This window comes from Klebsiella electrica (genome assembly GCF_006711645.1).
Taxonomy (GTDB): domain Bacteria; phylum Pseudomonadota; class Gammaproteobacteria; order Enterobacterales; family Enterobacteriaceae; genus Klebsiella; species Klebsiella electrica.
Map to the genome: position 1 here is coordinate 1,792,517 of NZ_CP041247.1, position 22,071 is coordinate 1,814,587.

Sequence of the window (22,071 nt, forward strand, 5' to 3'; positions counted from 1 at the left end):
TTGCGGATTTACAGCGCTTTTTGCCAGACGCTTTGCGGCAGCAGATAGACATCGGCTTTCGCGTTCATACCGTCCGTTACAATATGATGAATCCCGCTGGCCATCACGGCCAGGGTGACGTCAAAGGCGTTCAGGCTGTCACCAAATCCTGCGGTCAGGTTCAGCATTGAGCCGTTGGCCATCAGGTAGACGGTTTTATCGCCCACCCGGTACGCATTGATATGCGGCATCACCTCGTCGTGGCTGAACTGACGCAGATAGCCGCAGTCGATCTCTTCCGCAACGTGGCCGACATTGAGAATGAATACGCCATCTTTGGCGTTATCCAGCGCCGCGCTATTGACCACTTTCTTCGCGCCGGTTGCCGTGGCGACCACATCGGCCGAGGCGATGGCATCCTGTAAATCCACAACATGCCAGCCATCATAGGCTGCCTGCAGGCGACGGGCGGGATCGATTTCTGCCACCATCACCTGTCCGCCAAAGGCTTTCGCTGCGGCGGCAACGCCTTGTCCCACCAGACCGTAGCCAATGACCAACACTTTCTTCTCATGCAGCGTCAGGTGAGTGGTCTGGAAGAAGGTATGCCAGGCCGTGAGGCCCACCATGTGGCGGTTATGCAGTCCCTCTTTAACCGGGAGATCGTCCCAGTTAAAGATAGGGTAGCCGGGACGAATATCGCCCAGGCGGCTGACGCCGGAGCCGGTGGCTTCCAGGCCGGCGACGATGTGGCCAAATTCACCGCGCTGGTGCAGCAGGGTGGTGAGATCGGCGCCCATTTCGCACAGGTGGGTAGGATCCCAGGCGATCGCTTTTTCCCAGGAGTGCTGCCAGTCGGCATCGCTCATATCGCGCCAGGCGCAGGCCTGTGCGCCGCGCTCTACCAGCCAGGCGACAACCTCATCCTGCACGGTGGTGGGGTTACAGGTGGTCAGAAAGACTTTCGCCCCTTTCTCCAGAATCCCCTGCACCAGCGGAATCATTTTCATATCCAGATGCATACAGCAGGCCAGTCGGACATGGCTCAGATCGGGAAGGGCGGCGACCTGACGCAGCGTGCGCGGCATATTCTGGCTGGCCCATGCCACGTCTTTCACTAAATTTGTCTTATTATTCACTGTATTGTGACCTTCAATCCGTAGAGTGGGTTAAATCCCGGTGGGGAAATGATTCTAACGTAGTGTTCCGCGATCACATAACGGCGGCGTACCGCTAAATTCCGCGGGGAAGTCGCCCTGCAAAAGATATGGTTGTTAAAATATGGTTAAAAAATGAAAATAAAATATAAGTTATTCCTATGACGTGAGTGAGCCGTTCGATGTTAAGCGTTTTACCGACCGCACTGTTCTCGCGGGTGCGCATTTTTCTTGGGCGATTAAAGCCGCATGCGCTGCCCGTTGCCGGAAAACATATTCTCCTCGGCTCGTTAGGTGCCGGTACGGGACTGGCCGTCACCAGTCTGTTCAGCCACTGGCTGCTGGGTGAAATGAATCTGTGGTTTATCGCGCCGATGGGGGCCTCCGCGGTGCTGCTGTTCGGCGTACCGAATAGTCCGCTGGCGCAGCCGTGGTCAATCGTCGGGGGCAATGTGGTGTCGGCGCTGTTCGGCGTGACCGTCGGGATGTGGGTGCCTCATCTTGCCCTGGCCTGCGGTCTGGCAGCCGGACTGGCCATCGCCGCCATGTATTTCCTCCTCTGTCTGCATCCGCCCGGCGGTGCCGTTGCGCTGACGGCGATCCTCGGCGGAGCGGGCGTCCACAGCGCGGGATACCACTTTGTCCTGACGCCGGTACTGCTCAATTCAATGATGCTGGCGTTACTGGCAATCATCTTCAACAACCTCGTCGGACGGCGCTATCCTCACTCTCTGGCGGCTGAAGAGGTCAAACCCAACGTCGTGCCGCTGGGGATCCCGGTGACCCGCGAAGATATTCATGCCGCGCTTCTCGACGGTCAGTTCCTTGATATTGATGAGGATGATGTGCAGGAACTGCTGGAAAATATCGAGCAAAAGGCGCGAAGGCGAATGGCCACCGTGCCGAAAGCATAACGGCACGGTGCCGGGAGGGTTACAGCTCTCCGGTTATATACTGGGCGACGCTGATCGTCGCCTCGGCAGAGTATATCCGCCGCTTTGGTCGCCCGGACTCGCCGGAGACGTTGCGCCACCATCAGTGCCTGACCTATCCGCGCGGGACGCAAAGCCCGCAGTGGACGTTTGAGTCCCGCGAGCAACCGGGCGAACGGCTGAGTGTCAAGGTTCATGGCCCGTTCGCCACCAATAACAGCGAATCGCTTCGTGACGAGGTGCTGGCAGGGCTGGGTATTGCGCTGTTGCCTGATTTCAGCGCCCGGGAGGCCATTGGTCGCGGGCTGGTGCAGGAGTTGCTGCCAGGCTGGCGACCAGTTGAGGTCTTCGCGCCAAACCCGTATGTCATCCGGCCCTATGCTCCGCGCGGTCGAGACGTTCAGCCACTATTTGAAGCACACCTTCAACTGAAAAGCGCCAGCTGTTCTGTCAGCGCCTGGTGAAAGCGGGGAAGCAAGTCTGTTTCGCCGGGCAGCAGCTGCGCCAGGGTTACGGTCTTATCAGCCCGATAGACCCGGCCGCTGTTGAGGCGAGCTTCAAAATCATTCGCGGCCTGATGGGCGCCGATCAGATCGGTGTCCAGCAAAATCACCGCATGAGCAAGCACCACATGTCCTTGATCAGCGGCCAGCGGTCGCCAGTACTGGGCGGTGCCGACAATTTTGCGGGCATGGTCGCCCTCGCCGCAGGCCAGGTTGTAGCGTCCGTCGCAAAATGACCCTGTCACCGCCTGATAATGACTCCCGACGCCAAACGTCGCCAGCGTGCGCTGAAGGAGCCCGCAGAGCTGTAGATAAATAGGTTCTGCCGCTTCGCCCAGCGGCTGCGTGACCGGCCAGGCGAGGCTGAGATTGATAATCCCGGGGCCCTGTGGGACCAGGCTGCCGCCGGAGCGGCGCAGCCACACCGGCCAGCCGCGACGGGAAAAAAGCGCGCTGACGGCGCTGAGTTCACTGAATTTGCGATAGCTGCCGGGGACCACCAGCCCTTGCGGAGCCTGCCAGATCTGCGCCGCCGCTTCGCCGCGGCGAGCTTGCTCAAAAAGCGGCTGCTCGGCCAGCGTCGGGTCAGGGCAGTAGCGCAGCGGCAGCGGTTGAGGATGAAACTGTGCCGGCCAGCAGGCCGGGCGGTTATCCTGAATCATAAGGTCTCCATCTGCGCGGCGGTTTCCCGCCGCGCACCACGCCATCAGGCGCGAGGGTTCTTTTTCATCAACATGGCAGTGACAGCGGAGAGCAGACAGCCGCCGGTCAGGTAAATCGCCACGCTGTGCCAGGCACCACCGGAGAAGGCGACTAACGCCGCGGCAATAAAAGGCGTAAAGCCGCCGCCAATGACGCTGGCGACCTGATATCCGACGCCAGCCCCGCTATAACGATAGCTGGCGCCAAACATCTCGGTGAACATCGGTTGCTGAACGCAAACCACCATGTCATGGGAAATATTAGCCAGCATCAGGGCGAAAAAGAGGATCCAGAAGTACGACAGACTTTCCAGCGCCATAAAGAACGGGAACGCGCAGAGCGTGCCGATGAGCGCGCCGGTAATGTAGATCCGCCGACGGCCAAAGCGATCCGCAAGCCAGGCGAAGCAGGGGATCGTCAGACAGCTAATCCCGCCGACCAGCAGACCAATATTCAGGAACAGCTCACGCGGCAGGCCGAGATTCTGCGTTGAGTAATTCAGGGCGAAGGCGGTGACAATATACATGGTCAGCAGTTCGCACAGACGCAGGGCGATAATCAGCAAAAACGCGCCGGGATGACGGAACAGGGCTTCGACCACCGGCAGGCGTTTTTTGGCCGTCTTTAGATGGGCCTCCTGCTGCTGATGTTCAAATTCAGCTGATTCAGCCATACCGTTGCGGATCCACAGCGCGACTAACACCAGCACCACGCTGAACAAGAACGGCAGGCGCCAGCCCCAGCTGAGAAACTGCTCGTTGGTGGTGTTGGCGCTGATCAGCGAGACCAGGCCGGTGGAAAGCAGCAGACCCACGCCGTACCCCACCTGGACCCCGCTGCTATAGAAGGCTTTTTTATTTTTGGGCGCACTTTCTACTGCCAGCAGCGCCGCGCCGCCCCATTCTCCGCCGACGGCGAAGCCCTGAATAGCGCGTAGGCTGACGAGCAGCACGGGGGCCAACCAGCCGATTTGATTAAAAGAAGGGAGCAGACCGATGCAGGTGGTCGCAATTCCCATCATCCAGACGGTCATCATCAGCATTCGTTTGCGCCCAAGGCGATCGCCGAAATGACCGAAGATGATACCGCCGAGGGGGCGGAACAGAAAACCGACGCCGAAAGTGGCAAAGGCGGCCAGCGTGCCCATTGCCGGGCTAATCTGCGGGAAAAATTCGCGGTTAAAAACCAGGGCGGCGGTAATGCCGTAGAGTAAAAAATCGTACCAGTCAATCACGGCGCCGGCAAAGCTGCCCCAGGCAGCTCTTCTGGCGCGATTGAGTGAGCATGTCTCCCTGCCGGGGCGGGAGGAAATAAGCGTTGAGTCCATACCTGTCCTGTCTGTTGCTGTGTTTATCATTATTGGAATGAGACGCAGTCCTGGCAGCGTCTGTACAGAGACTACCGCGCCACCGGATGAGAGAAAAGATTTTTACCGAAAGTACTGCTTTAATGGTAAAAAATGTGCTTTTTATCGTCAGGCGTAAACACGGGTTCAGAGTGTTCTGGAAAGAGGGAATATTTTTAATCGAGAACCTCACAACCCGCTGCTGACGTCTTTTAAGAATTGGCCTTAATGGTTTACAATTAACTTATCTCCAATTCCTGAATGGTGAGCTAAATGCGTCTACTTTTCGCAGTTTTATTTTGTGTTATGGTTTTGCCTAATGCTTTTGCAGAAAAACTGTCTGCCCCAGTCGGGAAGCCTGTTTTAACCATTTCCGGCTTGATTGGAAATACAAATGCAGGCGATACCGCGGTGTTTGACCTGGCTGGATTAGAAAAACTGGGGATGGAGACGATTGTCACCACCACGCCCTGGTACTCAGGAAAAGTGCGCTTTGATGGCGTTTCCCTTAGCAAACTCATGGATTTAGTCGGCGCCAGGGGGACAACGGCCAAGGTCATTGCCTTGAACGACTATACGACGACGGTCCCGCTTGATGATTTTCGCAAGTTCCCTGTTATCCTCGCGCTAAAATTGAATGGCGAATATATGCACATCCGTGATAAAGGCCCTTTATTTATTGTTTATCCGTACGATAGCAGCCCTGAACTGCAAAACCAGGTTTATTATTCCCGTTCGGCGTGGCAAGTTTCAAAAATTATCATAGAGTAAGGGTTTGATCTTGAATCGAATACTTACTGGAATTATTTTGTCGCTGTTCATCATCACCGGATACATTATGTATCTGGTGCATGAGCGTCAAAGTGAGTTGCAGAAATTAACCCGCTATACGGATACCTGGTCAGTCTCTCAGGTGGTTTCCGAGTACATGCGGCTGGAGTCGTGTTTAGGCGCATACGCGCTTGGCGTGGAGAGCGCTGACCACGATCAGGTCCGTCTGCGTCTGGATATTATGTTGAGCCAGGTGGAGCTGTTGCAGCAGGGCGACCTGGGGAATTTTATTCATAAAGATGCCGGGCGCCAGGCCACCGTCGATCGTCTGAACAGTATTTTGCAGCAGCTCGATAGCGGGCTGGATAAGATGACACCTGCCCAGATTAAGGTGGTGTTAAGCAAAATGAGAGAGATTGACGGCCCGATGACCTCGCTTTCCTCCACCTCGCTGGTGCAGGGGATTGACGTGGTTAATCATACCCACGATAAAATTCAGAATCTGTATTATATCTATTCAATTATCTCCATCCTGTTGATTACAACCTGTATTACGCTGGGGCTGTTGATGCTGCGGCAGAATAATAATCTGCGTCGCGCCCACGTGCGAATGAAACTGCTGGCCGACGATCTGCAGTTATCAAAAGAGAAACTGCAGGTGCAAAACCGCCGCTTGCAGTACGATGCCTACCATGATTCGCTGACCGGTATGCCTAACCGGCTCTCCTTCTGGCAAAAGTTGCAGGAAATCGTCAATCAGGTCAGGCCTTACGATGGTTGTGCCGTGGTGATGCTGTTCGACCTCGATAATTTTAAAGAAGTCAACGATACCCTGGGCCACGATTCCGGCGATAAACTGCTGCAGGAACTGGCCAGTCGCCTGTCGTTTTTCCGTAAAACCGCGGAAACGCTCTATCGTCTGGGAGGCGATGAGTTCGCGCTGATCTCCTGCGACCTGAGCGAAGAGATGGCGCTGGAACGGGCGATGGTGATTCGGGAAAAAATCGTCCAGCCCTATCAAATCTATGACTCGATGATCAACATCGATGCCTGCATCGGCATCGTGCTTTCCGATCGCGAAACGCGTACCGATTATTTGTATAAATGCGCCGATCTTGCGCTGTATGAGGCGAAAAAAGAGGGCCCGGGCACCGTTAAGGTCTTCCGTCCCGGTATGTTGCAACGTCTCCAGGAGAATAAATCGTTTGAGGATGACCTGCTGCAGGCGCTCGATAATGATGAATTCCGGGTTTATTACCAACCGATAGCCGATACGGTCAGCGGCGAAATTTACGGTTATGAAGCGCTGGTACGTTGGTTCCATCCGATACGTGGCCTGGTTCCCCCGAGCACCTTTATTCCGATAGCCGAGAAAACGGGCATGATAAACGCCCTCGGCGAGTGGGTGCTCAGCACCGCCTGCGAAGAGGCGGCGCGCTGGTCATCGCCGCTTAAGGTCTCGGTAAACGTGTCGCCGATTCAGTTGATTAACTGCTCGTTGACCGAGGTGATTGTCAACGTATTGCAAAAAACGGGTCTCGATCCGCATCGTCTGGATCTGGAAATTACCGAGTCGGACGTATTCAATGAAAACACCCGCTCCTTAGAGATCCTCAGCCAGTTGCGCGAGCTGGGGATCCAGATTTCGATTGATGATTTTGGTACCGGCTACTCGTCATTGTCGCGGCTGAGCTATTTCCCGTTCGATAAGATAAAAATCGATCGCTCGTTCGTGATTAATATTCCGCAGCAAAAAGACGATCTCGATATTGTGCGTTTTATCATCAGTATGGGGAAAAGTTTGCATATGTGTATTGTCGCCGAAGGCGTCGAAACAGAAGAACAACTCCAGTCGCTGCAACAATTAGGTTGCGATCTGGTTCAGGGTTATCTAATTGGTAAACCCGGCCCCCTGAACACGCCGCTAAAATAAATCATCTGCGCTCCTGTCTTATTGCGGATCTGACTCATCAGATCCGTCCATCTTTATATTTAAACAAAACTAACCCTTATTGAGTATTAACAGGGGTAGAAAATTATCCTCTCTAAAAATAATATCCTCAGTGATTGAAAGGGGTATATCATATGCAACATATTTCACCGTTGCCACCGCACGCAAGGGTGCGGAAAGAGAGGCCGAATCATGCAGCGAATTATTATTCCCACCCATTATGTTCACACGCGCACTACGCCTTTGTGGACGAAAGAGACAGCGCCCGCTTCAATCTGGCAGCGACATCTGGATGCCGGAACGCGGCAGGGGGTCTATCCCCGTCTGGCTGTGATGCAGGGGGCTATCCGCTATTACGGCTATGCCGATGAGACCAGCCCGCAGCCGGTGGACACACTGACGATTGAAGCCGGCCAGTTTGGCGTATTTCCGCCGGAGAAATGGCACCGAATTGAAGCCTTGACTGAAGACACCGTCTTCAATGTGGATTTCTATGTTGATCCTCAAATTCTGATAGAGGGGTAAGGTTACCGGTATGAACGACGAAAACAGGGGTTATTCACTGGCTGTTGCGAATGGCAACAATAATGACAGGCAAGAGAAAGTCTATTTGAAGCCGATGGCGCTATATATTCCCGCCATGGCCGAACAGGCGCTGGCGGAACTGGTTGCCCGGCTGTCGTCTGACAATACGCAAGGGAAGGGGTTCACGCTGTCGGTGACCAATAATAATAATGGCGTATCGGTGGATCAGGAGTTTGCCTCCCTGAGTGAACTGCAGGCGCCGGGCGTGGCTGCCGATGCCATCAAAGATCTGATTAATATCGTGCGCGGTTATGAATCGGATGAAGAGACCAACGTTTGCGGCTGGTAGCTTTACCGTCAATGCATCAGGCAGACACCCTGGTGTCTGCTCTCTCCTCCTGTGCCGCCCCTATCCGTTGACAACCCTTTTGGCTGGTGTGTGCTGCGAACCCACGGTGTTGACCTTGAGTTTGAATTAAAACCGTTCTTCAGTCCGCCCCTGACTTTGCCACTTTTTCGCAATCTTTAGCTCTTTTTCTCATTTGTCAGTAAAAGGTATATGCCCGCAAAATCATGTCTAAGGCAGGGAGGGGGTTGCTCTGTGAACGATAAAACTCCTCTGATGACTTTGCCTCTTTTACCACACCTCTTTTGTGGTTTTTACGGGTTTTCACCAGGAAAAGGCTTCTCTATGACATTATCTAAATTACTCCTCCCTTTGCTGATTGCCGGGAATCTCTCTTCTGCGTGGGCTGACGGGCAGGTTGTTCCGTCTTCTACCACCTTTCATGTCACCGCTGATGAGGCGCTGAAAAGTAAGCTTCCGCCGGATATCGCCAAACGCGGGTATATCGTTGCAGGCACCAATCCGAATACGCCGCCAACCACTTTTTTCCAGCAAGACAATAAAACGCTCGCCGGGCGTGAGATTGATGTGATGAATGCCGTGGCGGCAAGGCTCGGTGTGGAAGTGCGCTGGCAGGATACCGGTGGTTTCGACAACATCATTCCGGGGTTGAAATCCGGCCGTTATGACGTCGCGCTATCCAATATCAATGCCACCAAAAAACGTCTCGAGCAGGTCGATTTCGTCAGTTATTACGATGCGTCGCGGCTGGGGGTTATTTCGCGTAAAGACGCCAATATTGCACCATTTACCTCTTTTAATGCCGTGTGCGGGCAGGAAGTGGGCGCCGGCGCGGGCACGACGCAGATCGGGCGTCTTGAAGCGGCCAGCAAAATTTGTACTGATGCGGGGAAACCGCCGATCAAGATTGCCGTCTTCCCGGATCGCCCTTCTGGCGTACAGGCCGTGGTCAGCGGTCGCGTACCGATGTTCTTCGGCCCGTATGAAGGTCTGACGTATCAGGTTAGCCAGGTTAAACCGCTGACGCTGACCTGCACTATTCATGTTGATGATGCGCCTGTATCCGTGGCATTCCCTAAACAGTCGGCGCTGGAAGAGGCGGTGCAGGCATCCCTGAACTCGCTGATCAAGGACGGCACTTACCAGCAGATCCTCGATAAATGGTCCATCGGTTTTGGCGCAGTCAAAGAGTCGAAACGCAATGAAGAGATTTTCGGATGAGCAGTGAAACACACGATCGGCAGCCGGAAGAACTGCGGATCATCGGTAAAAAATATATCGGGCGCTGGATAAGCGCCCTGATAGTTCTGCTGATATTGCTGGCTATGGGGAACTCCATGCTCAGCAATCCGCGTTTTGAATGGTCGGTGATTGCCGAAAACTTTACCGGTCCGTCGATCGTTCAGGGCGTACTGATGACATTGCAACTGACCGCAATTTCCGTGATTTTGGGCTTTGCAGGCGGCACGATTCTGGCGCTGATGCGTCTGTCATCCAATCCGGTGCTGGTCGCTGTCAGCTGGGGATATACCTGGTTTTTCCGCGGGGTACCGATGCTGGTTCAGTTGTTTCTCTGGTACAACATTGCCGCGCTTTATCCGAATATTTCGCTTTCGCTGCCGTGGGTCGGGGAAATCTGGAGCGCTTCCGCGAACTCACTGATTAGCCCGTTCAGCGCTGCCGTGATTGCATTAGTCATGCATCAGTCTGCCTATGCCGCAGAGATTATCCGCGCCGGGATCCAGAGCGTCGGTGCCGGGCAAGTCGAGGCTGCACGTGCTCTGGGTTACCGCCCGGCGCAGATATTCCTCCACACCATTTTGCCGCAGGCGATGCGCGCCATTCTGCCGCCGGCCGGGAATGAAGTGATCGGTCAGTTGAAAACCACCGCGGTTGTCTCGGTGATTTCATTACAGGATGTGCTGTTCTCCGCGCAGATTATTTATCAGCGCACCTATGAAGTGATCCCGCTGCTGCTGGTCGCCACCTTGTGGTACCTGCTGCTGACATCATTGCTTTCAGTGATTCAGTATTACGTTGAACGACATTTCAGCCGCAGCAGTCACCGCAAGGTAAAACGCAAAGCCGGGAAAGCGTCGGCATCAGGCGCGGTGAGTCCCCCCAGTATCCGCGCAGGAGAAGCCAGCCATGGGTGAAGCCATTGAATTTCGCAAAGTCACTAAACGTTTCTCCGGTAATACCATTCTGGATGAAATCAGCCTCGATATTCCGGCCGGTTCGGTCACGGTGATCCTCGGGCCTTCCGGTTCAGGGAAGTCCACCTTGCTGCGCTGTATTAATCATCTTGAAAAACTGGATGGTGGCACGATCCGTATCGGTGGCGAACTGGTTGGTTATCAGCAGAAAGGGCAGGCGTTGTATGAACTGAGCAGCCGCAGAATCGCCGCGCAGCGCAGCCGTACCGGCATGGTATTTCAGCAATTTAACCTGTTTCCGCACCGCACGGTTTTGCAAAATATTACCGATGCGCCTTTGCGGGTGAAGAAGCAAAACCGTCAGCAGGTACTCAGTAAAGCCCGCGCGTTGCTCCGGCAGGTGGGGTTAGCCAGTCGTGAAGATGACTGGCCGCAGCAGCTTTCCGGTGGGCAGCAGCAGCGTGTAGCCATTGCCCGTGCGCTGGCAATGGACCCTGAAGTGATGTTGTTCGATGAACCCACTTCCGCGCTGGATCCTGAACTGGTGGGCGAAGTGTTGCAGGTGATTAAAAAGCTGGCGCATTCGGGGATAACGATGGTGATTGTCACCCACGAAATCGGCTTTGCGCGAGAAGTGGCAGATAACGTGATCTTTATGGAGGGCGGAAAGATTGTGGCGTCGGGGCCAACGAAAAGTGTGCTCGATGAAACGGAGAACGTCCGTGTCCGCCATTTCCTGTCGACGGTTTTATAATGACGCTGCGTTAATTTGTTTCGCAAATAACATATCAACCAGCCGCGGCAGACTGTCGCGGTTTTCCAGCCTGCTCAGCGCGACAATCTCCGCCCGCTTTGCGTCTGTGAATTTGGGCAAACAGGTACGCAGTTTTGCCGGTAAATCAAACGGGATCGCCAGACTTTGCTGCCGGGTGAAACGCCGTTGCAGCATTCTGCTGTCACGCAAAAACACCGTCACCTGATGAAAACGTGCGGCCGGGTTCAGCTCGTCCGGCGGCGCGGAGAAATCCGGGCAACGCGCCACCTTCTCTGCCAGCGCGGCAATATCTGTCTCCACCGGGGCCGGTGAGAAATCCTCTAAGCGTAGTTCCCCGCGCAGCAAACACGCCGCAATCACGTACTCCAGACTGAACCTGGCTTCAACGCCGGTGCTAGGTTTTCGCACCGACGCCGCAATATCGCCGCCCGGCGGAAAAGACACGTCAATGCGTTCGATGGCCGCGATCCGTGCATCCATGCTGTTGCCCGTTTGCAGCCACTCCTGGCGGAGAGCCCGTGCGGCATCGGCGGCGCTATGCGTGCCTGCGCAGGTCGGATAGGGTTTGAATTCCAGACCGGGCGAGACAATCCGCCACGGCGCGCCCCAGCCTGAGATGAGTTTTTGCGGCTGCTGCTGACCGGCGCAATAAGTCGATAAAAAGCTGTCCAGCACGTTGTCCGGCTGGCCGTGAAAGCCTGCCAGCGTCAGCTGTGTGGCAATGACGGCGGTTTGCGCCGCCAGGCCAGCGTGCAGCGGTTTGACATCACTGCCGAACTGCGCACGTAAACCCGCGGACTGCGTCGCCGCGATACCCAGAATCACCGCCGTTTGCCGTTCAGTGGCATTCACCAGCCGCGCGCAGGCTGCGGCGGCGGCAATCGTGCCGAGCGTAGCGGTATTGTGAAAACCGAGTGTGTAATGTTGATAACCGACGGCCAGCCCGAGGCGTCCGGACATTTCCACTCCGGTCACGTACGCATCGAGAAAATGTCCGCCATTGATCTCGGGTCTTTGTGAAGCCAGCGCCAGAAGCGCGGGCAAAATCACCACGCCGGGGTGGCCGCGAAAATCGGGATGGAAATCATCAAAATCCAGCGCGTGACCGACATACCCGAGCAGCAACGCGCGGGTCGGCGGATCGTCAGCGCGGTAAACCTGATGCAAACTGTTCAGCCCTGCATCGGGTAAGTCGCCGCGTAAAACCGGCAGGGCGACCGCCAAAAAATCCAGCAACCCTTCGCGTGCGGCTTCGTGAGCCGCGGGGGAAGGGGACGAACTGACGATAAGTTTCGCCAGCGATTGCGTTAATGTCATCGGTGTCTTTCCCGTTTCAGGCCCGGGGGGCCGGAGATAATAAAAAAGGTTCACGCTTGCAGAGCGCATGCGGTAGCGCCAGAAACCGGGCGCTCGTCGCGCTGGCGTTGCCGATGCCTCTGGTATTCAGGTTCATCGGCCATTAAGGGTCAACGATGAGAATCAATGCCCGGCAAGTCGGTTTCTGCTTGTCGATTCATGCGCTTTTATCCTTTTCCGCACTGAGAGTGCGCAGCGCTTGTACCGCCAGTTGCGACAGGTAGTGTGCCGTCGGAAACAGGGCGCGATCATCAACGCGAAATTGCGGATGATGCAGCGCGTAAGGGCCTCCGGAGCCGATCATGATGAATGCGCCGGGCAATTTTTGCTGATAAAACGCGAAGTCTTCCCCTATCGGGCTGGCTTCAACGCGGCGGGCTTCGAAGCCGGAGCCTTCACCGTGCGCCAGCGCGAAATCCACCCATTTAGCCGTATTGACCACTGACGGCGGGCCCGGCTGCCAGTCGAGGCGGATGTCGGTATCAAATGCCGCAGCGATGCCCGCGAGAACCTGCCGTAAACGGCGTTCGATCAGTTCCCGTGTGCCCTGATTAAAGGTGCGGACGGTGCCTTCCAGCCAGGCGGAATCCGGGATCACGTTCCAGGTACTTCCGCTGTGAATCTGCGTGATGGAAACCACCGCGTTGTCTGCGGACGGCACGTTGCGGGCGATCAGGGTTTGCAGCGCGGAAATCACCTGTCCGGCGATAATAATCGGGTCGTTGCCTTCGTGCGGACGTGCCGCGTGGCTGCCGGTACCGGAGATGGCGATCGCAAAGCGATCCACACCCGCGGTTAATGCGCCGTCTTTGCTGCCGATAACGCCGACCGGCAAAGACGGATCGTTATGAATGCCGAAAATGACGGCAGCGTTGTCGAGCGCGCCGGTGTCAATCAGCGCCGGAGCACCGTGACCGGTTTCTTCAGCCGCCTGAAACAGAATGCGCACCGTGCCGGAAAGCAACGCTTCCTGCGCTTTCAGCAAAATCGCTGCGCCAAGCGCCGCTGAGGCGTGGAAATCGTGGCCGCAGGCGTGCATCACACCGGGATTTTGCGAGGTGTAATCCACGCCGGAGTTTTCTTCAATCGGCAGGGCATCGATATCAGAACGCAGCACCACCAGTTTGCCGGGATTGATGCCGCCAATTTCTGCCACCAGGCCGGTTTTGAGCGGCAAATCTATTACGCGGATTTGATGCTTCTCCAGTACCGCCCGGATGCTGGCGGTGGTGTTAAATTCTGCGTTGGACAGCTCCGGATGGCGGTGCAGGTGGTGGCGAAAATCCTGAATAAACGCCGCCAGTGGCTGATGTTCCTGCGTGATATCTGACATTTAAACTCCTGTAGGTGGCTGGCGTTCCAGCCAGTGGGTGTGGCTTTTTTCATCGAGAATTTTTTTCAGGTACAGCGTGGTGTGTCCTTTGCCGAGGTCTCTTTCGAAGACCGGCTGAAAACCCAGTTTCAGGTACATATCGCGCAGCCACGGATGGCTGGTGGCGGTGCCGAGTGAGTAAGCCGGGGCTTTCAGTTCGCGGATCAGAATGTTGTCTTCCAGCCAGCCCAACAGTTTTTTGCCGAGGCTCTGACCGGCGTAATCTGGATGCGTGCCAAACCAGCCAATATGCGGCAGGCCCAGAGGGCCAGGCATGGCACCCCACGGGAAGCGCAGGGTAACCGAAGCCACCATCCGCTGGTCATCAAAGAGCGCAAACACCGCATGATCATCGAGGTGTCGCGTCACGCGTACCAGATCGGCGGTGGCAGCATCAAACTGAATCCCGAGTGCTTTGATGGGCGCGTAGGCGGCCAGCATCAGTGTCAGATAATCGTGTTTATCATCCAGCGTCAGCCGCCTGAAATGTTGTGTCATAACCCGGATTCCTCAGGAGAAGTCAGATGACCGGACTGCACGGCAAAGCGGATGACGTCATCGACTTTCTGCGCGGCGCAGCCGATGTAATGAGCCGGATCTAACCAGTGGTCAAGATCCTGTTCAGTCATACAGGCCGCCAGCGCCGGATGCGCAAGCAGAACGGTTTTAAAAGCGAGTCGTTTTTCAAATGCCTGCATGGCGCATTCATAAACCAGATGATGCGCGGTTTGTTTACCGAGTTTTTTACCGACCTCAAACATCACTTTTTCGGACAGCAGCAGGCCGTCCTGCATCTGCAAATTCGCAAGCATGCGGGCTTTATTGACCGTCAGGCCGGAGAGAATTGCCTGAGCGTTTTGCAGTTGTGCAGAGAGATAAATCGAGATTTCCGGCAGGGCAATCCACTCGGCGCGCCAGCTCATCGCATCGCGTTCATGCTCCACGTGCATCGACTGATAAATCAGTGATGCGCTGTGCAGCAGCGGCTGAGTCAGGCTGGCGAGACCTTCGAGGGCCGCGGGATTACGTTTATGCGGCATGGTAGTGGAGCCGATTTTCCCGCTGCTGAACGGCTCCTCGACTTCATTAATTTCGGTGCGCATCAGGTTGTAAAGTTCGTTGCCGATTTTGCCCAACGTGCCGCTGATCAGCACCGCCACTGAGGCGTATTCCGAAAAGCGGTCACGCGCAGCCTGCCAGCCGATATTCGGCGCATTGAGGTTCAGCAGCGCCAGTGTACGGCGTTCAACTTCCGGGCCCGCTTCGCCAAGCGCAGCGTAGGTACTGATCGCGCCGCTGATATTGCCGGTCAGCAGGCGCGGCGTGATGGTGTCAAGGCGGTCGAGATGACGGATAAATTCATCCAGCCAGACGGCAACTTTAAAGCCAAACGTGGTCGGCAGCGCCTGCATACCGTGGGTGCGGCCAGCCATCAGCGTGTACTGATGCTCACGCGCCAGCGCTTTCAGCTCATTCGCCACGGCGGTGCTGTCACGGACGATAACTTTCAGAGTTTGTGCCAGCTGTAAAACGGTGGCGGTATCGATGATATCCTGCGTGGTTGCGCCGTAATGAATGTATTCCCCCGAGTCACCGCATTGCTGTTGCAGTGCGGTGAGCACCGGCATCAGGGAATGTTTCATTTGCGCGCCGGAGGCGGCGATGTCCTTTATATTCAGCTGGCTGGCATCGGCCAGCTCCGCAATACTCAGCGCGGCCTGCTGCGGAATCACACCCAGTTCACCTTCGGCCAATGCCAGCGCAACTTCGACATTGATTTGCTGTGTCAGGCGATTTTGCTCTGACCAGATTTCCCGCATTTCTGGTGTGCCAAAATTATTACCAAGTAAAAGAAAATCTATCGGATGTGAGGACATAATGCTCTCTTCTTATATAAGGGATAATTAACGTTGTTTTTAAGGCCGTCATTAAAAACAAATTATCGAAATAGCGTATCAGGTACAGGAAGATGCCAGATGCGTCTGTTTTCATTGCGTTAAATTAGCCCTTTCTGGCGCTATCATTTCTTTGATCCAGCACAGGATGCAAGGGGTTTATAGTCTATAGCAAAAATTAATCTATACTATTGAGAATAAGTTAATAAGGATCTCCACTTAGTAGTTTGTTAATTTTTTCAATTCTCGTAGGATGTTTTTAATAACACTTGAATATATTCCATATTAAATTCCTGTTTAATTACGGGCAGTTTCTCTTTAACCAGACGACAAATACAGGGCATCGACGTGTTCGCCATAAAATCACCGCAGACCTATCATCATCAGCCCGGCCTGCTTTCACGCAGCGGTGAGCTGCTCGCCGTTCATTCCTCCGATATCGCCATCATCACCAGCCCGCAAGCGTGGCGGGCGGTGAATCCGCAACTGGAAACCAGCCTGAAGGCAGCCGGTATTCGCTGGCAGGTCAATTTTTTCACCTCGGAATGCACCGATGCGGCTATCGCAATGCATCTGGATAACGTGCGGGAACAAAACGCCACGCTGGTGCTGGGCATTGGCGGCGGGCGGGTGCTTGATTGCGCCAAAGCGGTGGCGAACCTGCTGACTAACGTCGGGCTGGTGACCATACCGACCGTTGCCGCGACCTGCGCCGCCTGGTCGCCGGTCAGCATTATTTATAATGAGCACGGCGGGCAGGTGCGCAGCCAGCCGTTGTCGCGTATGCCACTGATGCTGCTGGTCGACACGAATGTGATTGCGCAAAACGATGTGCGTTATCTCAAAGCGGGCATCGTGGATGCGCTGGCGAAATGGTACGAATTCCGCCCGTATAAACAGAAAAGCGACGACAGTCTGGCGCTGAACCTGAAAGTTCAGGCGGCAAAACTGGCGTTGGATGTCTTTGAACAATACGGCGCTCAGGCGGTGCAGGACAACGCCCGCCATGACGTCACACCGGCGCTGATGAAAGTTATCGACGCCAATATCGCGGTGGCAGGTATGGCTAACAGCATGCGCGATGACACCCCCGCGCCGGGCGTGGCGCACGCGATCCACAATCGTTTCACCCATCAGCCGGAATTGCATGACTGGCTGCACGGCGAAAAGGTGGGTTTCGGGTTACTGCTGCAGTCGCTGATGGAAAGCGATGACGGCCAGCCGGAGCCGCAGTTGCTGTCATTGTTACGTGAATATGACGCGCCGCTGGCATTGCCGCCACTGAATGGCGACCGGGACGTGATCATCGCGGCCATTGCCCGCGAAGTGAAATTCTCCGCCGAAAATGCCGCCCGTTTGCCGTTTTCAATAGCAGCGGAAAATATCGAAAAAGCCCTGCAGGCAACCGAAACTCACCATTATTCACAGGGATAGCGCCATGGCCTCTGCTTCATCTTCTGCAAAAAACACACGTCAATTGCGTCTTGGGCTGTTTGTACAGCCGCTCGGGCATCACGTCAGTGGCTGGCGCTTAACTGAAAAGCTCGGTTCGCCGACCGACATCGACTGGCTGACGGAGATAGCCAAAAAAGCCGAGGAGGGCAAGTTCGATATGTTCTTCGTCGGCGATGCCCTGGCGACCAGCGTCTACCGGTTGCCGTCTACCATGGCGCGGCTTGAGCCGCTGACCTTGCTGTCGGCGCTGGCAGTGCAAACACGCCATATCGGGCTGGCCGCCACGGCTTCAACGACATTCAGCGATCCGTTTAATCTGGCTCGTAGCTTTTCTTCTCTTGATCACATCAGCCACGGTCGGGCGGCGTGGAACGTGGTGACGTCGTTTTCCGCTGACGTGGCGCGCAATTTCAGCCGCGACGATATGCCCACGCATGCCGAACGTTATGCCGTGGCGCATGAGTTTCTCGAGGTGACGTTCAAATTGTGGGAAGGTTGGCAGGAGGGGGCGGTGCAGCCGGACAACGCCAGCGGTCAGTATTTCGTGAACGAGAAAATCCGGCCGGTGAATCATCAGGGCAAATATTTTCAGGTACAGGGGCCGCTGAATATCAGCCGTTCGCCGCAGGGGCGTCCGGTGATTATTGAGGCCGGTTCTTCTGCTGACGGTCAGAAACTGGCGGCGGCCACCGCCGAAGTCGTGTTTACTGCGGCGGCCACGCTGGAAGAAGCGCAAACGTTTTACCGTGCGCAGAAACGGCAGGTGAAAGAGGCCGGACGTCATCCAGATCACGTGCTGATTTTGCCGGGCGTAATGCCCATCGTGGGTCGCACGCGGGAAGAAGCGCATGAAACCTGGCGCCAACTGAATTCGCTGGTGGATATTGATAACGGCATCCGCCAGCTTTCCACCCGTTTTAATCGGGATCTGAGTGCGTTTCCGCTCGATGGCCCGGTGCCGGATGTGCCTGCCGGTGAAGGTAATCAGAGCCGTGTGAAACTGCTGACCGATCTGGCGTATCGCGAAAATCTGACCCTGCGTGAACTGGCCGCGATTGCTGCCGGTTCGCGTGGGCACCGCGTGCTGGTCGGTACAGCGGAAGATATCGCCGATGATTTCCAGCACTGGCTGGAAGAAGGCGGGGCAGACGGTTTCAACATCATGCCTGCAGTGATGCCGGAACAGCTTTCGCTGTTTGTTGAGCTGGTGATCCCCGAATTGCGCCGCCGTGGGTTGTTCCGTGAAGAATACGAATTCAGCACGCTGCGTGAAAATCTCGGTCTGCCTGAGCCTGACTTTAACCCTCAGACTTAACTTTAGCGTTGGAACATTACGATGACGATTTCTTTGTCAGACCGCGTTCAGCGGGTGTCACTTTCCGCCAATGCGGCGGCGAAACAGCGCACCAATGACCTGAAAAAAGCGGGGGTGGATATTTTGGATCTCACTACCGGTGAGCCGGATTTTGATACGCCCGCTCACATTAAACAGGCGGCATACGAGGCGATTGCGCGTGGTGAAACCAAATACACGCCGACGCCGGGCATTCCGGCGCTGCGCGAGGCGGTGCAGCAGAAATTGCAGCGGGAAAACCGGCTGCAATTCGCTGTGGCTAACATCCTGATTGCTAACGGTGCCAAGCAGGTCATTTTTAATGCCTTTGCCGCTACGCTCAATGATGGCGATGAAGTGATTGTGCCGGTTCCGTACTGGCCGACGTTTGCGGATAGCGTGCGTTTTAACGGCGGCACGCCGGTTTTTGTCGAATGTCATCTGGAGCAGGCCTACAAGCTGACGCCAGAACAGCTGGCCGCCAGTATTACACCGCGCACCCGCTGGCTGGTGCTCAATCATCCAGGAAATCCGAGCGGTGCGGTATATTCAACCGCGGAATTGCAGGCGCTGGCCGCCGTCCTGCGTGAGCATCCGCAGGTGCTGGTCATGCTCGATGATTTATATGAGCACATTCTGTTTGATGGCTGTGAACACCAGAATCTGCTTAATGTGGCCGCTGATTTGCAGGAGCGCAGCCTGCTGGTGGGCGGCGTATCCAAAACGTATGCGATGACCGGCTGGCGGATTGGTTTCGCTGCCGGGCCACAAGCGCTTATTGCCGCCATGACCGTGGTACAGTCGCAAATCAGTTCCGGTGCCAGTTCGGTGAGTCAGGCGGCTGCGCTGGCAGCCTTTAACGGCGGGCTGGATTTTATGGCGCCACAGGTTGCGGCTTATCAGCAACGGCGCGACGTGATAACCGGCATCCTGGCGAATATTGACGGGCTGGAATTGCGGGTGCCGCAGGGCGGTTTCTTTGTCTTTTGCCGCTGCGCCGGATTAATCGGGCGTTACCGGCCGGGTGGGGCGAAAATCGAAAATGAAGCTGACGTGCTGGACTATCTGCTGGAAAACGGCGTGTCCGGCATTGGCGGCAGCGCATACGGCTTGTCGCCCTATTTCCGTTTATCGATTGCCACAGACAACGCCACGGTAGCTGAAGCCGGGCGGCGCATTGCATCGGCCTGCGCGAAACTCAGCCCCGCTGAGTAAATTCAATGTACTTATTGAGCCGTCTCCGCCCGAGCTGGTTACAGCGGCCTTGTACGCAATATGTTGAAAGCGTTCTACAGGCGTTCGGATCAATGTTCAACGCCAGCATTGCGTATCACTCGTTCCCGATGCGCAAGGGGATGTGAACATGTATCGGGAAGACTTTTCACGCTAACTTGTTGAATAAAAATCAGATAATGATTTATGAGAGGGTATGAAAGCAAAAAGCCCGCTTAAGTTTCCTTAAGCGGGCTTCTTAAATATGGCTCCTCTGACTGGACTCGAACCAGTGACATACGGATTAACAGTCCGCCGTTCTACCGACTGAACTACAGAGGAATCGTTGTGGGGTCGTATCTTAGCGGCGAAAAAAATTTTGTCAAACATCAATTTGCCCGCAAATGTTCAACTGCCGCTTCCGTCAACAATTTGTTGCTATTAACGACAATTAATCAGGAAAAATGTTTTGCAGGATCCGCCATTCTCTATCATTATTTGAAATGTAGTTTCAACTTTTCTCACTAAGGTCTCCTTTGAACGTCACCTCCGCAGTAAGCCAGGTCTTTGCACGCACCTCCTGGTTCAAAAAGCGTAAAAGTTATCGGGTTCTTTACTGGCGTGAAATCAGCCCTCTTGCGGTGCCTATTTTCCTCGAAAACACCTGCGTTTTGCTGATGGGCGTACTGAGTACGTTCCTGGTCAGCTGGCTGGGAAAAGAGGCCATGGCCGGGGTGGGGCTGGCCGACAGCTTTAATATGGTGATTATGTCGTTCTTTGCTGCCATCGATCTCGGCACGACGGTGGTGGTCGCCTTTAGCCTCGGCAAACGCGACCGGCGGCGGGCGAGGGCGGCGGCAAGACAATCGCTGGCAATCATGACGCTGTTCTCTGTTCTGCTGGCGGCCGCGATCCATGCATTCGGCAGTGAGATCATTAATTTTGTCGCCGGCGAGGCTTCTGCGCAGGTGAAGGCCATGGCGCTGACCTATCTGGAACTGACGGTATTAAGCTACCCGGCGGCGGCCATCGCGCTTATTGGCAGCGGGGCATTGCGCGGGGCGGGTAATACCAAAATCCCTCTGTTGATCAATGGCGGGATGAACATCCTCAACATTATTATCAGCAGCATCCTGATCTACGGCATTTTTTCCTGGCCGGGGCTGGGGTTTGTCGGCGCCGGTCTCGGGCTGACCATCGCCCGCTATATTGGCGCCGTGGCGATAGTCTGGGTGCTGGCCATTGGTTTTAACCCGGCGCTGCGCATCTCGCTGAAAAGCTACTTTCAGCCGTTCAACCTGGCGATTATCTGGGAAGTGATGGGCATTGGCATCCCGGCGAGTATTGAATCGGTCCTGTTCAACGGCGGCAAGCTGCTGACGCAGATGTTTGTTGCGGGGATGGGGACCAACGTTATCGCCGGCAACTTCATCGCCTTTTCCTTCGCCGCGTTGATTAACCTGCCGGGGAACGCGCTGGGTTCCGCTTCGACGATAATTACCGGTAAACGGCTGGGAAAAGGGCAAATCGGCCAGGCGGAGCGTCAGGCGTGGCATGTCTTTTGGTTATCAACCATCGTTCTGACGGTGATTGCGTGGGGGACGGCGCCGTTTGCCAATCTGATCGCCTCTTTTTACACCAGCGAAGAAGATGTCAAAGTGGTGGTCAAAGAGCTACTGTGGCTCAACGCCTTCTTTATGCCAATCTGGGCGACTTCGTGGATCCTGCCCTGCGCCTTTAAAGGCGCGCGCGATGTGCGCTACACCATGTGGGTATCGATGCTGGGAATGTGGGGCTGCCGTGTCGTGGCGGGTTATACCCTGGGCATTGTGCTGGGAATGGGGGTGATTGGCGTCTGGCTGGGAATGGTGCTCGACTGGGCGGTACGTGGCGTGCTGTTCTATTGCCGAATGGTCAGCGGGCGCTGGCTATGGAAATATCCGCGCAGCAAGATTCAAGTGGACGAAACATAACCCTTTTTCAGGCAAAACGATACTTTTTGCCCAAAGTGGAGAATAAATCGGCAAACGATTTAAATTGTGAAAACAGCCTTTGACAAGGTCAGGCAGCGCCGTTAATATTCGCCCCGTTCACACGATTCCTCTGTAGTTCAGTCGGTAGAACGGCGGACTGTTAATCCGTATGTCACTGGTTCGAGTCCAGTCAGAGGAGCCATATTTAAGAAACCCGCTTAAGGAAACTTAAGCGGGTTTTTTGCTTTCAACGGTATCCCCGATAGCCGACCACAATCCCGCGTCGTCCTACCCACGCGACTGCAGGGCCCT

Annotated in this window: 20 protein-coding genes, 2 tRNA genes and 1 pseudogene; 15 read left to right on the plus strand and 8 right to left on the minus strand. The window is 55.3% G+C overall.

The features are described from left to right. Positions 1-8: 8 nt before the first annotated feature. Entirely contained in the window at positions 9-1,118 is a 1,110-nt protein-coding gene (locus Electrica_RS08510) for an adenosylhomocysteinase (protein WP_141964271.1), read from the minus strand. Between the two features lie 200 nt (positions 1,119-1,318). Between Electrica_RS08510 and Electrica_RS08515 the strand changes: the two genes are divergently transcribed. Next, the gene (locus Electrica_RS08515; protein WP_141964272.1) at positions 1,319-2,050 is read left to right on the plus strand and encodes an HPP family protein; all 732 of its coding nucleotides are present in this window, start codon (positions 1,319-1,321) and stop codon (positions 2,048-2,050) included. A gap of 29 nt (positions 2,051-2,079) precedes the next feature. Next, positions 2,080-2,500 (plus strand): annotated as a pseudogene (locus tag Electrica_RS08520) (LysR substrate-binding domain-containing protein); the annotation flags it as partial. On the opposite strand, the gene Electrica_RS08525 reads toward Electrica_RS08520, so the two are convergent. Both Electrica_RS08525 and shiA read right to left on the minus strand, forming a co-directional pair. After that, entirely contained in the window at positions 2,493-3,233 is a 741-nt protein-coding gene (locus Electrica_RS08525; RefSeq protein WP_141964273.1) for a lipoyl protein ligase domain-containing protein, read from the minus strand. The pseudogene Electrica_RS08520 and the gene Electrica_RS08525 sit on opposite strands and share 8 nt — an antisense overlap. Before the next feature lie 44 nt (positions 3,234-3,277). Then, the gene (gene shiA, locus Electrica_RS08530) at positions 3,278-4,600 is read right to left on the minus strand and encodes a shikimate transporter (RefSeq protein ID WP_141964274.1); all 1,323 of its coding nucleotides are present in this window, start codon (positions 4,598-4,600) and stop codon (positions 3,278-3,280) included. A 291-nt stretch (positions 4,601-4,891) separates the two neighbouring features. Between shiA and Electrica_RS08535 the strand changes: the two genes are divergently transcribed. From Electrica_RS08535 to Electrica_RS08565, 7 genes are all read left to right on the plus strand, one after another. Further along, positions 4,892-5,389, plus strand: coding sequence for a molybdopterin-dependent oxidoreductase (locus tag Electrica_RS08535; RefSeq protein WP_131048075.1), 498 nt, complete (start codon positions 4,892-4,894; stop codon positions 5,387-5,389). A gap of 10 nt (positions 5,390-5,399) precedes the next feature. Beyond that, a complete protein-coding gene (locus tag Electrica_RS08540; protein WP_141964275.1) occupies positions 5,400-7,322 on the plus strand; it encodes a putative bifunctional diguanylate cyclase/phosphodiesterase in 1,923 nt (640 codons plus the stop codon). Positions 7,323-7,532: 210 nt separating this feature from the next. Further along, positions 7,533-7,865, plus strand: a complete 333-nt coding sequence (locus Electrica_RS08545) for a DUF1971 domain-containing protein (protein ID WP_100684173.1) — start codon at positions 7,533-7,535, stop codon at positions 7,863-7,865. Between the two features lie 10 nt (positions 7,866-7,875). Further along, the gene (locus tag Electrica_RS08550; protein WP_100684172.1) at positions 7,876-8,214 is read left to right on the plus strand and encodes a DUF1869 domain-containing protein; all 339 of its coding nucleotides are present in this window, start codon (positions 7,876-7,878) and stop codon (positions 8,212-8,214) included. Between the two features lie 342 nt (positions 8,215-8,556). Continuing rightward, positions 8,557-9,453 carry an ABC transporter substrate-binding protein gene (locus Electrica_RS08555; RefSeq protein WP_141964276.1) on the plus strand — a complete coding sequence of 299 codons (897 nt, stop codon included), beginning with the start codon at positions 8,557-8,559 and terminating at the stop codon, positions 9,451-9,453. Then, on the plus strand, positions 9,450-10,388 hold the full coding sequence (locus Electrica_RS08560; RefSeq protein WP_141964277.1) for an amino acid ABC transporter permease: 939 nt from the start codon (positions 9,450-9,452) through the stop codon (positions 10,386-10,388). The genes Electrica_RS08555 and Electrica_RS08560 overlap by 4 nt, the downstream gene beginning before the upstream one ends. Further along, positions 10,381-11,142 (plus strand): amino acid ABC transporter ATP-binding protein, encoded by a 762-nt coding sequence (locus tag Electrica_RS08565; RefSeq protein WP_131048071.1) that lies wholly within the window; start codon positions 10,381-10,383, stop codon positions 11,140-11,142. The genes Electrica_RS08560 and Electrica_RS08565 overlap by 8 nt, the downstream gene beginning before the upstream one ends. Here the strand turns inward: Electrica_RS08565 and Electrica_RS08570 are convergent. From Electrica_RS08570 to purB, 4 genes are all read right to left on the minus strand, one after another. Further along, positions 11,137-12,480 (minus strand): MmgE/PrpD family protein, encoded by a 1,344-nt coding sequence (locus tag Electrica_RS08570; protein WP_141964278.1) that lies wholly within the window; start codon positions 12,478-12,480, stop codon positions 11,137-11,139. The genes Electrica_RS08565 and Electrica_RS08570 overlap by 6 nt on opposite strands. A 196-nt stretch (positions 12,481-12,676) precedes the next feature. Beyond that, entirely contained in the window at positions 12,677-13,852 is a 1,176-nt protein-coding gene (locus Electrica_RS08575) for an amidohydrolase (RefSeq protein ID WP_141964279.1), read from the minus strand. After that, complete coding sequence (locus Electrica_RS08580; protein ID WP_141964280.1) at positions 13,853-14,389, minus strand: GNAT family N-acetyltransferase; 537 nt, start codon at positions 14,387-14,389, stop codon at positions 13,853-13,855. Beyond that, entirely contained in the window at positions 14,386-15,768 is a 1,383-nt protein-coding gene (gene purB / locus Electrica_RS08585) for an adenylosuccinate lyase (protein ID WP_141964281.1), read from the minus strand. The genes Electrica_RS08580 and purB overlap by 4 nt, the downstream gene beginning before the upstream one ends. A gap of 366 nt (positions 15,769-16,134) precedes the next feature. Here purB and Electrica_RS08590 point away from each other — a divergent pair, with 366 nt between their 5' ends. The 3 genes from Electrica_RS08590 to Electrica_RS08600 are packed head-to-tail and all read left to right on the plus strand — an operon-like array spanning position 16,135 to position 19,789. After that, positions 16,135-17,220, plus strand: a complete 1,086-nt coding sequence (locus tag Electrica_RS08590) for an iron-containing alcohol dehydrogenase family protein (RefSeq protein WP_141964282.1) — start codon at positions 16,135-16,137, stop codon at positions 17,218-17,220. A gap of 4 nt (positions 17,221-17,224) precedes the next feature. Further along, positions 17,225-18,556, plus strand: a complete 1,332-nt coding sequence (locus tag Electrica_RS08595) for an LLM class flavin-dependent oxidoreductase (protein ID WP_141964283.1) — start codon at positions 17,225-17,227, stop codon at positions 18,554-18,556. Positions 18,557-18,577: 21 nt separating this feature from the next. After that, entirely contained in the window at positions 18,578-19,789 is a 1,212-nt protein-coding gene (locus Electrica_RS08600) for an aminotransferase class I/II-fold pyridoxal phosphate-dependent enzyme (protein ID WP_141964284.1), read from the plus strand. Between the two features lie 263 nt (positions 19,790-20,052). Here the strand turns inward: Electrica_RS08600 and Electrica_RS08605 are convergent. Then, a tRNA-Asn gene (locus Electrica_RS08605) sits at positions 20,053-20,128 on the minus strand. Positions 20,129-20,134: 6 nt separating this feature from the next. On the opposite strand from Electrica_RS08605, the gene Electrica_RS29255 reads away from it, so the two are divergent. The 3 genes from Electrica_RS29255 (at position 20,135) to Electrica_RS08615 (ending at position 21,961) form a co-directional block, all read left to right on the plus strand. Further along, positions 20,135-20,314, plus strand: coding sequence for a DUF5951 family protein (locus Electrica_RS29255; protein ID WP_224742532.1), 180 nt, complete (start codon positions 20,135-20,137; stop codon positions 20,312-20,314). 8 nt (positions 20,315-20,322) lie between these two features. Next, complete coding sequence (locus tag Electrica_RS08610) at positions 20,323-21,759, plus strand: EmmdR/YeeO family multidrug/toxin efflux MATE transporter (RefSeq protein ID WP_131048065.1); 1,437 nt, start codon at positions 20,323-20,325, stop codon at positions 21,757-21,759. Positions 21,760-21,885: 126 nt separating this feature from the next. Beyond that, positions 21,886-21,961, plus strand: a tRNA-Asn gene (locus Electrica_RS08615). Positions 21,962-22,071: the final 110 nt, after the last annotated feature.

What these genes read in the sequence shown, in the direction of transcription:
- Electrica_RS08515 (WP_141964272.1), top strand. Translation starts at nt 1,319, where the DNA reads ATGTTAAGCGTTTTACCGACCGCACTGTTCTCGCGGGTGCGCATTTTT.
- Electrica_RS08525 (WP_141964273.1), bottom strand. Translation starts at nt 3,233, where the DNA reads ATGATTCAGGATAACCGCCCGGCCTGCTGGCCGGCACAGTTTCATCCT.
- shiA (WP_141964274.1), bottom strand. Translation starts at nt 4,600, where the DNA reads ATGGACTCAACGCTTATTTCCTCCCGCCCCGGCAGGGAGACATGCTCA.
- Electrica_RS08535 (WP_131048075.1), top strand. Translation starts at nt 4,892, where the DNA reads ATGCGTCTACTTTTCGCAGTTTTATTTTGTGTTATGGTTTTGCCTAAT.
- Electrica_RS08545 (WP_100684173.1), top strand. Translation starts at nt 7,533, where the DNA reads ATGCAGCGAATTATTATTCCCACCCATTATGTTCACACGCGCACTACG.
- Electrica_RS08550 (WP_100684172.1), top strand. Translation starts at nt 7,876, where the DNA reads ATGAACGACGAAAACAGGGGTTATTCACTGGCTGTTGCGAATGGCAAC.
- Electrica_RS08555 (WP_141964276.1), top strand. Translation starts at nt 8,557, where the DNA reads ATGACATTATCTAAATTACTCCTCCCTTTGCTGATTGCCGGGAATCTC.
- Electrica_RS08560 (WP_141964277.1), top strand. Translation starts at nt 9,450, where the DNA reads ATGAGCAGTGAAACACACGATCGGCAGCCGGAAGAACTGCGGATCATC.
- Electrica_RS08565 (WP_131048071.1), top strand. Translation starts at nt 10,381, where the DNA reads ATGGGTGAAGCCATTGAATTTCGCAAAGTCACTAAACGTTTCTCCGGT.
- Electrica_RS08570 (WP_141964278.1), bottom strand. Translation starts at nt 12,480, where the DNA reads ATGACATTAACGCAATCGCTGGCGAAACTTATCGTCAGTTCGTCCCCT.
- Electrica_RS08575 (WP_141964279.1), bottom strand. Translation starts at nt 13,852, where the DNA reads ATGTCAGATATCACGCAGGAACATCAGCCACTGGCGGCGTTTATTCAG.
- Electrica_RS08580 (WP_141964280.1), bottom strand. Translation starts at nt 14,389, where the DNA reads ATGACACAACATTTCAGGCGGCTGACGCTGGATGATAAACACGATTAT.
- purB (WP_141964281.1), bottom strand. Translation starts at nt 15,768, where the DNA reads ATGTCCTCACATCCGATAGATTTTCTTTTACTTGGTAATAATTTTGGC.
- Electrica_RS08595 (WP_141964283.1), top strand. Translation starts at nt 17,225, where the DNA reads ATGGCCTCTGCTTCATCTTCTGCAAAAAACACACGTCAATTGCGTCTT.
- Electrica_RS08600 (WP_141964284.1), top strand. Translation starts at nt 18,578, where the DNA reads ATGACGATTTCTTTGTCAGACCGCGTTCAGCGGGTGTCACTTTCCGCC.